General features: G+C 60.5%; 15 protein-coding genes and 1 pseudogene. 10 read left to right on the forward strand and 6 right to left on the reverse strand.

Translation table 11 applies throughout. The features are described from left to right. Window positions 1–264 precede the first annotated feature (264 nt). The gene (locus tag ATN84_RS08110) at window positions 265–795 is read left to right on the forward strand and encodes a GNAT family N-acetyltransferase (protein WP_068881150.1); all 531 of its coding nucleotides are present in this window, start codon (window positions 265–267) and stop codon (window positions 793–795) included. A 67-nt stretch (window positions 796–862) separates the two neighbouring features. Here ATN84_RS08110 and ATN84_RS08115 read toward each other — a convergent pair whose 3' ends face one another. From ATN84_RS08115 to rpsF, 5 genes are all read right to left on the reverse strand, one after another. Next, a complete protein-coding gene (locus ATN84_RS08115) occupies window positions 863–2,146 on the reverse strand; it encodes a cyclopropane fatty acid synthase (RefSeq protein ID WP_068881153.1) in 1,284 nt (427 codons plus the stop codon). Window positions 2,147–2,389: 243 nt separating this feature from the next. Continuing rightward, window positions 2,390–2,962, reverse strand: coding sequence for a 50S ribosomal protein L9 (gene rplI / locus ATN84_RS08120; RefSeq protein ID WP_068881155.1), 573 nt, complete (start codon window positions 2,960–2,962; stop codon window positions 2,390–2,392). Window positions 2,963–2,986: 24 nt separating this feature from the next. Continuing rightward, window positions 2,987–3,943 carry a DUF2232 domain-containing protein gene (locus tag ATN84_RS08125; RefSeq protein WP_068881157.1) on the reverse strand — a complete coding sequence of 319 codons (957 nt, stop codon included), beginning with the start codon at window positions 3,941–3,943 and terminating at the stop codon, window positions 2,987–2,989. A 180-nt stretch (window positions 3,944–4,123) separates the two neighbouring features. After that, window positions 4,124–4,372 (reverse strand): 30S ribosomal protein S18, encoded by a 249-nt coding sequence (gene rpsR / locus ATN84_RS08130; protein WP_002963610.1) that lies wholly within the window; start codon window positions 4,370–4,372, stop codon window positions 4,124–4,126. Continuing rightward, window positions 4,372–4,842: a 30S ribosomal protein S6 gene (gene rpsF / locus ATN84_RS08135; RefSeq protein WP_068881159.1), complete on the reverse strand. Its 471-nt coding sequence runs from the start codon at window positions 4,840–4,842 to the stop codon at window positions 4,372–4,374. The genes rpsR and rpsF overlap by 1 nt, the downstream gene beginning before the upstream one ends. A gap of 566 nt (window positions 4,843–5,408) precedes the next feature. Here rpsF and ATN84_RS08140 point away from each other — a divergent pair. Continuing rightward, a pseudogene (locus ATN84_RS08140) lies at window positions 5,409–5,662 on the forward strand (DUF2442 domain-containing protein). Between the two features lie 93 nt (window positions 5,663–5,755). On the opposite strand, the gene ATN84_RS08145 reads toward ATN84_RS08140, so the two are convergent. Further along, entirely contained in the window at window positions 5,756–6,100 is a 345-nt protein-coding gene (locus ATN84_RS08145) for a hypothetical protein (protein ID WP_068881161.1), read from the reverse strand. Between the two features lie 326 nt (window positions 6,101–6,426). Here ATN84_RS08145 and fabD point away from each other — a divergent pair, with 326 nt between their 5' ends. From fabD to ATN84_RS26750, 8 genes are all read left to right on the forward strand, one after another. Then, window positions 6,427–7,371 carry an ACP S-malonyltransferase gene (gene fabD, locus ATN84_RS08150; protein ID WP_068881163.1) on the forward strand — a complete coding sequence of 315 codons (945 nt, stop codon included), beginning with the start codon at window positions 6,427–6,429 and terminating at the stop codon, window positions 7,369–7,371. Window positions 7,372–7,438: 67 nt separating this feature from the next. Next, entirely contained in the window at window positions 7,439–8,176 is a 738-nt protein-coding gene (gene fabG, locus ATN84_RS08155) for a 3-oxoacyl-[acyl-carrier-protein] reductase (RefSeq protein WP_068881164.1), read from the forward strand. 320 nt (window positions 8,177–8,496) lie between these two features. Next, entirely contained in the window at window positions 8,497–8,733 is a 237-nt protein-coding gene (locus tag ATN84_RS08160) for an acyl carrier protein (protein WP_068881166.1), read from the forward strand. 159 nt (window positions 8,734–8,892) lie between these two features. Further along, entirely contained in the window at window positions 8,893–10,155 is a 1,263-nt protein-coding gene (gene fabF, locus ATN84_RS08165) for a beta-ketoacyl-ACP synthase II (RefSeq protein WP_068881168.1), read from the forward strand. A 95-nt stretch (window positions 10,156–10,250) separates the two neighbouring features. Beyond that, window positions 10,251–11,492 carry an endolytic transglycosylase MltG gene (gene mltG, locus ATN84_RS08170; protein WP_425287383.1) on the forward strand — a complete coding sequence of 414 codons (1,242 nt, stop codon included), beginning with the start codon at window positions 10,251–10,253 and terminating at the stop codon, window positions 11,490–11,492. 273 nt (window positions 11,493–11,765) lie between these two features. Further along, on the forward strand, window positions 11,766–12,677 hold the full coding sequence (locus ATN84_RS08175) for a YicC/YloC family endoribonuclease (protein WP_068881170.1): 912 nt from the start codon (window positions 11,766–11,768) through the stop codon (window positions 12,675–12,677). A 6-nt stretch (window positions 12,678–12,683) separates the two neighbouring features. Next, window positions 12,684–13,346 (forward strand): guanylate kinase, encoded by a 663-nt coding sequence (gmk, locus tag ATN84_RS08180; protein WP_068881172.1) that lies wholly within the window; start codon window positions 12,684–12,686, stop codon window positions 13,344–13,346. Between the two features lie 455 nt (window positions 13,347–13,801). Then, window positions 13,802–14,097 (forward strand): hypothetical protein (locus ATN84_RS26750; RefSeq protein ID WP_153020152.1); only part of this gene is annotated, 296 nt, incomplete at its 3' end.

Consider the following 14,097-nt stretch of genomic DNA (forward strand, 5'->3'; position numbering starts at 1 on the left):
AGAAAGCAATGCGCAACCCGGTCGATTCGGTGGAGAATGAAAAGCTATACCATGATTCACAGCGATCCACAGGTTGCCATTTTTCCTGAACGGAAAGGTTGACGCTTGATTCGGGAGGGATGCTTTGCCCGAGTCGTGGAACGCCTGAATGGCTGTGGCGGCTGGTGGGAAGTTGACATTCGCACTCGCATCACGTCGAAATCGCGGGGCAATATAGTTCCACTTGATATAACCTGTGATACCAACCCGGCGTGGCTGCTTCGCATGACCCTGGATTTGGAAACCTCCCGCTTGCAACTATTGAGGGTTCGGCCCGAGGACTGGGAGGCTTACTATCCCATTTTCTCTGCTCCGGAGACGTCGCAGTTCTCCGATTTACCACGCAGGCCCACCGAGAAGCGGACAAGAGGATTTGTGAACTGGATGGTCCGCATCTCCCAGCAGTCCAAGGGATTCGGCTGGATGGTGCGTGATCGCGGCACAGGGGTACTGTTGGGCTGTATCCGCCTGAACTCAATCGACAAGCAAATGTCGGCTGCGGTCATTGGTTACGAGTTTGGCACGTCCTTTTGGGGGAGGGGATACGCCACTGAAGCATTGGTCGCTGTCACGAAGCACTGCCATGAGGCCATGAAGCTTTACCGGCTGGAGGCATGGACAGTAGAGGGCAACCCGGCCTCAGAACGCGTGCTGGAAAAAGCAGGGTATCGGCACGAGGGCACACAGCGAAAGAAAATGGTCATAGGCAAGCAGCGGTTTGATACGCGGCTGTTCGGGCGGTTGGCGGATGATTGACGATTGAAGATCTCAATTGGGTCTGAACCCGAAATTCAAAACGAACATACCTCCGCCTCAACCTTCCCTACTTCCCCGTAGCCCCGCGTGACCGCACCGGCATTTCCGTATTCGCTCCCCTCGGCGCGCTGTCCAGGCGTTTCAGGCGCTTTTCCTCCGCCTCGATATAGTTGCGGGTGAGCGGCACCGCGTCTTGCCGGTGCGCGATCTGGATCTGGAACACCATCATGTTCTGCCAGCGGAAGGCGCTTTCCGATGCGGCGAGATAGAATTCCCACATGCGGCAGAACCGCTCGTCATAGATCGACTTGGCGATATCGCGATTGGCCATGAAGGCTTCGCGCCATGCCTTCAGCGTTTCTGCATAGTGCAGCCTGAGGATCTCGATATCGGTGACGACAAGGCCGGCCCGCTCGATATGCGGCAGCACCTCCGAGAGCGCCGGTATATAGCCGCCGGGGAAGATGTATTTGCGGATGAACGGATTGGTCGCGCCCGGCCCGTCGCTGCGGCCGATGGCGTGGAGCAGGAACACGCCGTCGCGTTTGAGGAGCCGCGCGGTGTGCTGGAAATATTCGGCGAAATGGTTGACGCCCACATGCTCGAACATCCCCACCGAGACGATGCGGTCGAACGGCTCCTGCAGGGAGCGGTAGTCCTGCAGGTTGAACCGCGCGGTGCTTGAGAGCCCTTCCTCGGTGGCGCGCTCATTGGCGACTGCGTGCTGCTCTTCGGAGAGCGTGACGCCGGTGACGTCGGCTTTCAGATATTTGGCCATGTAGAGGCCAAGGCCGCCCCAGCCGCAGCCGATGTCGAGAAGCCTATGGCCCGGCTTGACCAGCAGCTTGGCCGCGATATGCCGCTTCTTGGCGAGTTGCGCCTCGGCAAGCGTGGCTTTCGGCGTCTCGAAATAGGCGCAGGAATATTGCATGTCCGGATCGAGGAACAGCCGGTAGAGATCGCCCGAAAGATCGTAGTGATGGCGCACATGCCAGGAGGCGCGGGCGATAGTGTTGATCTGCTGCAGCCGCCTTCCGGCGCGCCTGGCGCCGTCGATCGCCCGCATCCAGGGCTCCTTGGCGGCGATCGGCCCGGCATTTTCGAAGACGAGTTGCAGGAGCCCGTACATGTCGCCTTCGAGAAAGTCGAGATCGCCCGCCATATAGGCTTCCGCCAGCTTGAGCTCGGGGTTGATCGCAATGGCGCGTTCGGCCCTGCGGGTCTTGATATGGATATGCCTGGGATCGCCGGTCTTGTCGCCGAACCGGTGCTTGACGCCTTCAGCGTCGGTAACGGTCAGATCCCCCGTCTTGATCAGATGATTCAATACAGTGCGTAGAAGAGCATTCATCGGCCAACCTCCACAGATCGGCCCTGGCTTCGGGTCCCCGGATGCTGCCAGGCGGGTCCCCACCGCACGCAACGGCACCATCCGCGCATCCCTCAGTCGGGCCCGCGAAAAATGGTAAGATAGGCGCTTTTTTGAGTCTGAAAAGTGAAAATGCCCGGCATTTCGGCCGGGCATTATCATTTAAAGTTTACCGATCCGGCGCAATCGCCCGGAAGAAGGATGGAGAAGAAGAGCGCGCCTTGATCAGGCGTTCTCTTCGCCTTCCAGGCCTTCCTCCTCATCGATTTCCTCGGAAAGGGGCTCTTCCTCGATGCCGTAAATGGCTTCGGCGGAGGTCAGGTCCTCACCCTTTGCCTGGCGCTCGGCTTCTTCCGCCGAACGGGCGATGTTGATGGTGACGGAGACTTCCACTTCCGGGTGAAGCGCGACGGCGACCGTGTGCAGGCCGATCGTCTTGATCGGCGTGTTGAGCTCGACCTGGTTGCGGTTGACGGTGAAACCGTCGGCGGTCAGCAGCTCGGCGATGTCGCGGGTCGAGACGGAGCCGTAGAGCTGGCCGGTCTCGCCGGCCGAACGCACGGCGATGAAGCTCTTGCCGTCCAACTTCTCGGCAACCGCCTGGGCCTCGTTCTTGCGCTCGAGGTTGCGGGCCTCGAGCTGGGCGCGCTGGCCTTCGAACTTCTTCTTGTTGGCCTCGTTGGCGCGCAGCGCCTTGCCCTGCGGCAGGAGGAAATTGCGGGCATAGCCGTCCTTGACCTTGACGGTGTCGCCCATCTGGCCGAGGCGGGAAATGCGTTCAAGCAGAATGACTTCCATTGGTGTGTCCTTTCAGTGTGTCTGTCAGTTAGATTTGGGTGAGGTTTTCGACACCGGGGCATTGCGCGACGTGTCGAACAGTCCGGCGATGAGAAAGAGGAAAAGCACGAAGGCGAAGAGCACCACGGCGAGATAGGCGAGCCACAGTGCGAAAGGTCGCCACGGTGCGCCGCGTGTGCGGTAGTGCATCATGGCGAAGCCCGCCAGGAGAAAACCGGCGCTGAGCGCCCCGGCGACCGCCGCTGCGGCATGGCCGATCCCGCCGCCGATGAAGGCGACGACCAGGCAGACTGCGAGCACCGCGAGCGCCGCGCGCGGCATGCGGAGCGTCGCCGGCCAGTCGTCGCGCGGGCGGCGCAGCCGGCCGGAAAGCGCGGTGAGGCGCAGCGCCAGATAAAGATTGGCGATCAGCACGATAAGGCATGTCGCCGGCTGGATGGCGGGAAGGGCGGCAACCATGAAGGATGCGAGATTGTCGCGCATCTCGCTGCTTGCCGTGAAATCCGGATTGGCCTGCGAAACGCTGGTCACGATCGCATTCGCGACCTCGCGCGCCAGATCCTCGCCGAAACCGATGATGATGCCGATGATGATGAAACTTGCCGCCACCATCAGCGCCAGGCGGAAGATGATATCGGAAAGCGGATACCAGACGAGCGTATCGGACGGGCCGCCCATTTCCTCCGCCGGCCGGGCAAGGCCCGCGAGATAGGCGCCGGTCGCCGCCGGCAGGATGCTGGTCAGCGCCACGAGAAGTGCCGCCATCGGCGCTGCGACAAGCGCCACCGCGATCGTTGCGACGACTGCCGAAACCAGGCCGGCGGCCGTGCCCCAGCCGAGCGCAGCGATGAAGATCGGCAACGGCGTGAGAAAATAGAGGAACATCGCCACACCAGACTGGGCGATGACGCCAGCCGACATCAGCGCGGCCGCGAGCCCCGCCAATATGCCGACACCGATCGATGTTCCGTCGAATTTCATGTTACTCGCTGTCCTGCTTCTTCAAGCAGTTAGAGGCGGATATTGAATCTGCGCCCCAACTTGGGTTTTTGGTTTCACCTTCACCCGCGCCCATCGCGGGGAGGATAGGAGGAGAGTAGGGGAATAAGTGAGTAGGGGAGTATGTTACATATTCCCCTGTTCCCTTACTCCCCTATTCCCTTATTTCACCACGTAAGGCAGCAGGCCGAGGAAACGGGCGCGCTTGATCGCCTTGGCGAGTTCGCGCTGCTTCTTCTGGCTGACGGCCGTGATGCGGGACGGAACGATCTTGCCGCGCTCGGAGATGTAGCGCTGCAGGAGCTTCACGTCCTTATAGTCGATCTTCGGTGCGTTGGCGCCGGAGAACGGGCAGGTCTTGCGGCGGCGATGGAACGGACGCCGGGTCGGGATCTGGTTGATGTCGACCATTATGCGTCTCCTGCGGCTGCTTCATTGTCACGCGGACGGCGCGGACGGTCACGGTCGCCATCACGCGGACGATCACGGTCACCATCGCGCGGGCGGCGCGGACGGTCGTCGTCACGGCCGAAACGGTCGTCGCGGTCGCGGCGGTCGTCACGGCGGGCGAGCATGGCCGACTGGCCTTCCTCATGCTTTTCGACGCGCACCGTCAGGAAACGCAGCACATCTTCATTGATGCGCATCTGGCGTTCCATCTCGCTGACGGCGGCCGCCGGAGCGTCGATGTCCATCAGCGCGTAATACGCCTTGCGGTTCTTGTTGATGCGATAGGTGAGGGGACGCAGTCCCCAGCTTTCGATGCGCCCGACCTTGCCGCCATTGGCCTCGATGACGCCCTTGTACTGTTCTACAAGAGCATCGACCTGCTGCGGCGTAATATCCTGTCGGGCAAGGAGCACATGTTCATAAAGAGCCATTGTCTCTGCCTTTCTTCTATTTACCATCGCAAGACGTCAGCGGCTAAGCCTCTGCGACTTCTCTTGATCCCGGCAAACCGGAGAAGAAAGGACGCTTTATCGAGACGATCGAGAGCGGAGACACGGGAGGCTGAAGCACTTTAGGCTTCGACGGGTATCACCCGGCCCTCCGTTCAGCCCCCAGCTGACGCCGAGCAATGAACGGGCGGGCTAATACGGGATTTTCAGCCGTTTGGCAACAAAAGGATTCGGAATTCCGCGAGGTTCAAGCTAATTGTAACCGTAGGCTTGGAATAATGGGGGCAACAGGGAAAATAATAAGGGTCATATCCGCTATATTGTGGAGGTGAAGGCATGACGATCATGTCCGGAAACCTCTATCGGGCCAAGGCGGTAAACGTCCCCGACGATCTGGCTCAGAAAGCGGCGGAAGAGATGGCGAGCAGCGATGCCGCGTTTTAACAATCTGGAAAGAGATATGGCTATTCTTAAATGGATGGTCGGCGTCGTTATCGCGGGCGTGCTAGGTCTGATTTTGAAAGCTTTCTTCTGAGGCTGGGCCATGAATGAACGTTTCGGCTAGAGCAACCACCGTCCGTTTCGACGATGCACAAATGTGGGTTGACCTGGAGGATGGCCGAACCATCGGTGTTTCTCTCGTATGGTTCCCCCTTTGCTGCGCGCTGCACCGGAACAGCGGGTGAATTATTTCATCAGCCCCAGCGGCATTCATTGGGATGATCTGGACGAAGATATCTCGATTGAAGGTCTCTTGGCCGGACGAGGCGATCAGACGCGGCCTAAACCCGTCGCCGCTTAATCTCTGAAATTCGGTTTCCACAGCCAAATTGAAACACGAAACGCCGGCTCGACGCCGGCGTTGTCATGCGGGCCCATAACACCGTTATCGCCATTATGGGGCCGAGATGCTCTTGCAGAGGCTATGGACCTTGTCGCTGAACAGGGCTTTTTCCTGTTCCATCTGGCCGCAGTTGGTGCGGATCTTGTCCTGTTCTTCGGGCGACATGGCCCGCCAGCGTTCTGCGAAGTCTGCATCCTCGCGGACGGAGCCCGTGGCTTCGTCGCTGACGAAAGCGTCATAAGTGCTCTGGTCCATTTGCATCTCGCCGACGGTCGTTCCCGGTCTCGGGAAGGTCCTTCCGCCTTCGTCCTGGCTGGCGGCGGTCTGTGCGAATGCAACGCCTGCGCTCATCGAGAGAGCGAGGACCGCGGCAGCGGTTGTTTTCAGGTCGAGCATGATCTTCTCCTGAAGTTTTGTCTCGTTTCAAAGCGAGTTTTCATTTCCCAGCCAACACGGTTTGCGTTGACTTTCCGTACGGCCGTTTAGTTGACTTTCCGTACGGCAGTTTAACGGTGCCGAGGGGGATTGGTTCCGGTCTGATCGGATCGGATAGAGCCGCTATTTCGAAGCCCTTGTTCTCATTATAATACATGGTTTCTGCCGATATTTGGCCAATTTCCTGCCGATAGAGGGGCTTTTAGGACTGTCACACTTGACTTTCTGCCCGCCGGTGATCACACCGCGCGCCATATCGAAGTTGATTGAAGAGGCTGAGACCAATAATGGCCATAGCATTCACATTTCCCGGACAGGGCAGCCAGGCGGTCGGCATGGGCAAAGCGCTGGCCGAAACCTATCCCGAGGCGCGCGCCGTTTTCGACGAGGTCGACGATGCGCTGGGCGAGAAGCTCTCCGACATCATCTTCGAGGGACCGGAAGAAACCCTGACATTGACCGCCAATGCGCAACCCGCGCTGATGGCGGTATCGTTGGCCGTCATCCGCGTGCTGGAAGCCAAGGGTTTCTCGTTGAAGGACAAGGTGGCTTATGTCGCCGGCCATTCGCTCGGCGAATATTCGGCCCTTTGCGCCGCCGGCACCTTTTCCATCGCCGATACGGCGCGGCTCCTGCGCATCCGCGGTAACGCCATGCAGCGCGCCGTTCCCGTGGGCGAGGGGGCGATGGCGGCGATCATCGGCCTGGAGCACGGTGATGTCGACGCCGTCTGCACGCAGGCCTCCGCCAGCGGCATCTGCCAGATCGCTAATGACAATGGCGGCGGCCAGATCGTCATATCGGGATCGAAGCCGGCGGTCGAAATGGCCGCCAGACTTGCAACGGATCTTGGCGCAAAGCGGGCGATCATGCTGCCGGTTTCCGCTCCCTTCCATTCCGCGTTGATGGCGCCCGCGGCAGACGCCATGCGCGAGGCGCTCGCCGGTGTGAAGAAGAGCGATCCAATCGTGCCGCTCGTCGCCAACGTCCGTGCCGCGCCGGTGACGGACGCCAATGAAATCGCCAGGCTCCTGGTTGAGCAGGTGACGGGACAGGTCCGCTGGCGCGAAACCATCGAGTGGTTTGCGGCAAACGGCGTCACCACGCTTTATGAGATCGGCGCCGGCAAGGTGCTGACCGGTCTGGCGCGGCGCATATCGAAAGACGTAGCCGGAACCGCCGTCGGAACGGCGGAAGAAATAGAAGCGGCGCTTGCTGCGCTCAATTCATAAAGCATGATCCTGAAAAACGCAGGTTTTGGGGACGAGATCATGCGGCTAAAAACCGGAAGGAAACGCGATGTTTGATCTTACTGGCCGCAAGGCTCTCGTTACAGGCGCCACCGGCGGTATCGGCGAAGCCATCACCCGCGCCCTCCATGCTCAAGGAGCGCTTGTCGGCCTGCACGGAACCCGTGTCGAGAAGCTGGAGGCGCTGGCCTCCGAGCTTAGCGAGCGGGTGAAGGTCTTCCCGGCCAATCTTTCCGACCGCGCCGAGGTCAAGACGCTGGGTGAAAAGGCGGAGAAGGAACTCGAAGGCATCGACATTCTCGTCAATAATGCCGGCATCACCCGCGATGGCCTGTTCGTCCGCATGAGCGATGCCGATTGGGACGAGGTGCTGAACGTCAATCTGACATCGGTCTTCAATCTCACGCGTGAGGTGATGCACCCGATGATGCGCCGCCGCCATGGCCGAGTCATCAATATCAGCTCGATCGTCGGCACCACGGGCAATCCCGGCCAGGCGAATTATTGCGCCTCGAAAGCCGGCCTGATCGGCTTCTCCAAATCGCTGGCGCAGGAGATCGCCACCCGCAACGTGACCGTGAACTGCGTTTCGCCGGGCTTCATCGAATCGGCCATGACCGACAAGCTCAACGAAAAGCAGAAGGATGCCATCATGGGGGCTATCCCCATGAAGCGGATGGGCACGGGCGCGGAGATTGCCGCCGCCGTCGTCTATCTCGCCAGCGACGAGGCTGCTTACGTCACTGGGCAGACGCTGCACGTCAACGGCGGCATGGCGATGATTTAGAAAGCAGGCCCAGGAAAAGTGTGAAGCGGTTTTCCGTCCGGGCTTGCGTAGCTGAAAAACTGATTTTGGCCGTAAATCGCCCCCAAATGGGCTGACGAGCGGGCAAAATGCGCTTTGCGCGGGCAAGGAACCGTGTTAAGGCGCGCGCAGAATTGGCATGTCGCACGGTTTTGCGGGGCCAATCCTGTTCCGAAAGGAATATCCACAGGGGTATCGGTTGTACCGTGAAAGCGGCGCGCAGCAGGTATCTTATAGCTTGATTACATTCACCCATGCCGCTAACCAAGGCAGGGAAACAACACACAGGTCGAGGTTCGGACATGAGCGACACCGCAGAACGCGTCAAGAAAATCGTTGTTGAACATCTGGGCGTAGATGCCGACAAGGTCACGGAAGGCGCAAGCTTCATTGATGACCTCGGCGCAGACAGCCTTGATACCGTCGAACTCGTCATGGCTTTCGAGGAAGAATTCGGCGTCGAAATCCCTGATGATGCCGCTGAAACGATCTTGACCGTCGGCGACGCCGTCAAGTTCATCGACAAGGCAAAGGCCTGATCTCAGGCGATTATGCGGGCTGGACGACGTTTTAGTCTCCGGCCCGGATTCTCTCTGCTGAATGTGCTTTACGCCTGATGCCCTGATTCATGGGTTTCGGCACACTGCCAATATAAAACAAAGCACGAAAATGGCATTGTCGGCATTGAAGGGTGGAATATGAGGCGTGTCGTAATCACTGGTTTGGGGCTGGTGTCGCCGTTGGCAAACGGTGTGGAGGAAACCTGGTCGAGGCTTCTTGCCGGCAAGAGCGGCGCGCGCCGCGTCACCGAATTCGAAGTCGATGATCTGCCCTGTCAGATCGCCTGCCGCATTCCCGTGGGTGACGGCACGGACGGCACCTTCAATGCCGATCTCTATATGGAGCCGAAGGAGCAGCGCAAGGTCGATCCCTTCATCGTCTATGCGATGGGCGCGGCCGATCAGGCGCTCGACGATGCCGGCTGGCATCCCGAGAGCGACGAGGACCAGATCCGCACCGGCGTCATGATCGGCTCGGGCATCGGCGGCATCGAGGGCATTGTCGAGGCCGGCTATACGCTGCGCGACAAGGGGCCCCGCCGCATTTCTCCCTTCTTCATTCCCGGGCGCCTGATCAATCTCGCTTCCGGCTATGTTTCCATCAAGCACGGCCTGCGCGGGCCCAACCATGCGGTCGTCACGGCCTGCTCGACGGGCGCGCATGCCATCGGCGATGCGGCGCGGCTGATCGCCTTCGGCGACGCCGACGTGATGGTGGCCGGCGGCACGGAATCGCCGGTGAGCCGCATTTCGCTCGCTGGCTTCGCCGCCTGCAAGGCGCTTTCGACCGATCGCAATGACGATCCGACCCGCGCATCGCGTCCCTGGGACATCGATCGCGACGGCTTCGTCATGGGCGAGGGCGCCGGTGTCGTCGTCCTGGAAGAGCTCGAGCACGCGCTGGCGCGCGGCGCGAAGATCTATGCCGAGGTGATCGGCTACGGCCTTTCCGGCGATGCCTATCACATCACCGCGCCGACCGAGACCGGTGAGGGCGCCGAGCGTTGCATGAATGCGGCGCTGAAGCGGGCGGGCGTTGCCCCGTCTGAGATCGATTACATCAATGCGCACGGCACCTCGACCATGGCCGACACGATCGAGCTCGGCGCCGTCGAGCGCGTCGTCGGGGACGCTGCATCGAAGATCTCCATGTCCTCGACCAAATCGTCGATAGGGCATCTCCTGGGAGCGGCCGGTGCGGCCGAGGCCATCTTCTGCACGCTGGCAATCCGGGATAACGTCGCGCCCGCGACACTCAATCTTGACAATCCGGCGGTTGACACCAAAATCGACCTTGTTCCGCACAAGCCGCGTGAACGCCAGATTGATACCGTGTTGTCGAATTCTTTCGGTTTTGGGGGCACAAACGCGTCGCTGGTTCTGCGTCGCTACCAGGCTTAGCCGACGGTCGCGCCGTCCGTGCTTTTGCCGCAATCGCCTACGACCTTGAGACAGGGATGACCGTGCCCAAAGAGGATGGGAACTGAGGTGATCGAGTGAATTCAGACGCGAAATCCGAAAACGAGGCCATGCAGAATCAAGCTTCGGCCGAACCGACGGAAGCCGCGCCGGTGCAAAAGCCCATCGTGCCCAAATCCGCAAGCGAGGCGCTGCGACCCGAACCCGGGACGCCGCCACCGCCGCCGCGCCGGCGTTCGCGCCACGCGCGCAGCCAGATCGTCGTCTTCGCCAATTTCCTGTTGTCGCTGCTGGTGCTCGCCGTCGTGGGCGCATCGGTGCTCTTCTATTTCGGCAAGCTGCAGTTCGATGCGGCGGGGCCGTCTCCGGCTGCCTCCACCTTTCTCGTCAAGCGCGGCAGCGGCATTGTCGAGATCGCGGACGGTCTGGAGCGGCGCGGCCTCATCTCCGATGCCCGCATATTCCGCTACGGTGTGCGCGCCTATGGCCATGAGAAGGATATGAAGGCGGGTGAATACGAGGTCGCTGCCCATGCCTCCATGCGCGATATCATGGAAACCCTGCGCAGCGGCAAATCGATCATGCATTCGCTGACGATTCCCGAAGGGCTGACGGTTCAGCAGATATTCGACAGGATCGCCGCCAACGAGGTTCTGGCCGGTGACATGCCCGATACTCTGCCTCCCGAAGGCAGCATGTTCGCCGATACGCTGCGTTTCACCCGCGGCACGATGCGCCAGGAGATCGTCACCAAGCTGCAGGCCGAGCAGAAAAAGCTCGTCGATGAGGTCTGGGCCAAGCGCAATCCCGATCTGCCGTTGAAGAACGTCAATGAATTCGTGACGCTTGCTTCCATCGTCGAGAAGGAGACCGGCGTTGCATCGGAGCGCCCGCACGTGGCCTCCGTTTTTGTCAACCGGTTGAGGAAGGGCATGCGTCTCCAGTCCGATCCGACGATCATCTACGGGCTGTTCGGCGGCAAGGGAAAACCGGCCGACCGCCCGATCTACAGATCCGACATCGACAAGCCGACGCCCTATAACACCTATATCATCAATGGCCTGCCGCCGACGCCGGTCGCCAATCCGGGCCGCGCGGCGCTCGAGGCGGTGGCCAATCCTCTGCAGACGGACGATCTCTATTTTGTCGCCGACGGCACGGGTGGCCATGTCTTTGCCGCCACGCTGAAAGAGCATAACGACAATGTCCGCCGCTGGAGATCGATCGAGCAGCAGAAGAAAGAAGAGGCCGCCAAAGCTGCCGTGCAAGGCGGGACCGATGGTGAGGCCGAACCGGGGCAGGGACAGCCGGGGCAGTAGGGAGAGTCCATATCGGCAGTCGTCATCCCCGGGGCTTGACCCGAGGATCCACGGCTAAGGAGCACGGACCTTTCCGTTGCATCGGCGTGTTCCAGGAAATTGAAAATGATCAATATTTGCCCCCGATAATTTATGATCCCGTTGCGGATGATATTATCGTTTTCGCCTCCTGGCCATGGATCCTCGGGTCAAGCCCGAGGATGACGTTAGGAGGGGGTGGGAGGGCAGAGGGAATGCCTCATGCAACACCTAATCCATGGGCGGGGGGAAACAATGGCACTACAAAGCATGACCGGGTTCGCGCGCCATGCCGCCACGTATAGCGGCAGCAAGGGCGGCGCTGAGGGCGATACCCGCATCGTCTGGGAGGTGCGCTCGGTCAATGGCAAGGGGCTCGACGTAAGGTTTCGGCTGCCGCAGGGCTTCGAGGGCATCGAGCCACCGGCCCGCACCGCGCTTTCCCGGCATTTTTCCCGCGGCAATTTCCAGGCCGCGCTGACGGTCGAGCGGCCGGACGCCAAGGCGGATGTCGCGCTCAACGAAGCTTATCTGGCCAATGTCATGGCGGTCGGCGAGCGGCTGCGCGCGCAATACGGGCTTGCGCCGGCGAGCGTCGACGGCATTCTGGCCTTGCGCGGCGTTCTCGTCGAGCCGCAGGAGGCGGAGGACGAACAGGCGCGGGCCGGGCTCGAGGCGGCGATCGTTTCCACGCTGGATGGCGCGCTCGCGGCGCTGAGCGAGGCCAGGCGGACGGAAGGGCATTCCATAGGCGCCATCCTGGCCGGTCAGGTCGACATGATTGCCGAACTGGCACAGCGTGCCCGTAACGACCCCTCCCGCAGTGTCGAGGCCGTCCGGGAGCGCCTTGCGGCCCAGGTGGCGCTTCTCCTCGATACGCCGAACGGGCTCGACGAAACGCGGCTCTATATGGAGGCGGCCTTTCTTGCCACCAAGGCTGACATCCAGGAAGAGCTCGACCGGCTCGACACCCATGTCACCTCGGCCAGGCAGTTGATCGGTACGGGCGGTCCCATCGGGCGCAAGCTCGATTTTCTCAGCCAGGAATTCAATCGCGAGGCCAATACGCTCTGTTCGAAGTCGAATGCCGGTTCGATCACGGCGATCGGGCTTGAACTGAAGGCGGTGGTCGATCAGTTTCGCGAGCAGGTACAGAATCTGGAGTAATTATTCATGGCCATCCCTTCCGTCGAAAGCGGGGTCAAGCGCCGCGGTCTCATGGTCGTCTTGTCCTCGCCGTCTGGTGCGGGCAAATCGACCATCGCCAGGCTTCTTCTGGAAGATCCGGAGATGAAGCTCTCATTGTCGATCAGCGTCACGACGCGCCAGCGCCGGCCGAGCGAAATCCAGGACGTCCACTATCATTTCATCATGATGCGCGAGTTCGAGCGGCTGCGCGACAGCGATGCGCTGATCGAGTGGGCCGAGGTGCACGGCAATTTCTACGGCACCTTACGTGAAACGGCCGAGAGCGCCCTGGCCGATGGCCGCGACATGCTGTTCGACATCGATTGGCAGGGATCGGAGCAGCTTCAGGAGAAGATGCGTTCCGACGTCGTCTCGATCTTCATCCTGCCGCCGACGATGCGCGAATTGCAGTCGCGCCTCAACCGCCGGGCAGAGGATTCGCCGGAGGTCATCGAGACGCGCCTGCAGAATGCGCGCTTCGAGATCCAGAAATGGCGTGAGTATGATTATGTCGTCATCAATGAGGACCTGAACCGCTCCTATGCGGCGGTGAAATCGATCATCTGTGCCGAACGCCTGCGCCGCGACCGCCGCCCCGGCCTCTTCGATTTCGTCGACGGGCTGCTGGAGGAACGACCGGGAGTGTAGGGCGTGCTTGTTTTGACGGAATCACGGGTCGCGTGAACTAAAGCGCGTTGCATGGGTATGATTAAACGCGACGCGCTTTAGGCTGTAAGCTCATAAAAGCCGAGCCTGGAGTGAGCTTGTGGGACAACAGGATCATCACAGCCGGCGCCGTGGAGATCAGGATGTGTCGATGAAGACGCAGAGCGCCTGGCGCGCAAACGCTCCTACCGGCATTGGAGCGTAATTCCGGGCCGTGCAAGGGGGGCTTTATGTCGAGGGTATCGAGCCTGCACCGATCGGCAAGCACGGACTGAATATCCGCGAGCCGATCGTTAGCAATCTGTCTTGGAGCGCGATCTGTGTTGCCGCTGTCATGAAACGCCGGTACATTGCTCAGACCCTTCCGGCTGGTGCGTCGGGTCGAGGAAGAACCCGCGCCACGCCGATGGGGCGACGCTTCAACAGTGGAGGGAATCATGCGTGAACATCTCAAACGTACGTTATTTGCCTCGCGGCAGTGGACGTTGGCGGCTGCCACGATCGTTCTGTTTGCTGGCACTCCGGCGGCATGGGCTTGCACCGAGCAATGCTTTCAGATGGATGGCTGCTGCATTGACAGTAAGTGCGTTATTCCTTGCACATACGAATACATTGACTTCGACGTTACGCGCGAACCCGAGACTCCCATGACGAAGGTGGACATGCCTTTTCTGCGTATTCCGCTGAAGCCGGCCATTGATTCCGAAACGAAGCCGGCCACCCATTCCGATTT

Source organism: Paramesorhizobium deserti, assembly GCF_001558695.1.
GTDB lineage: Bacteria > Pseudomonadota > Alphaproteobacteria > Rhizobiales > Rhizobiaceae > Paramesorhizobium > Paramesorhizobium deserti.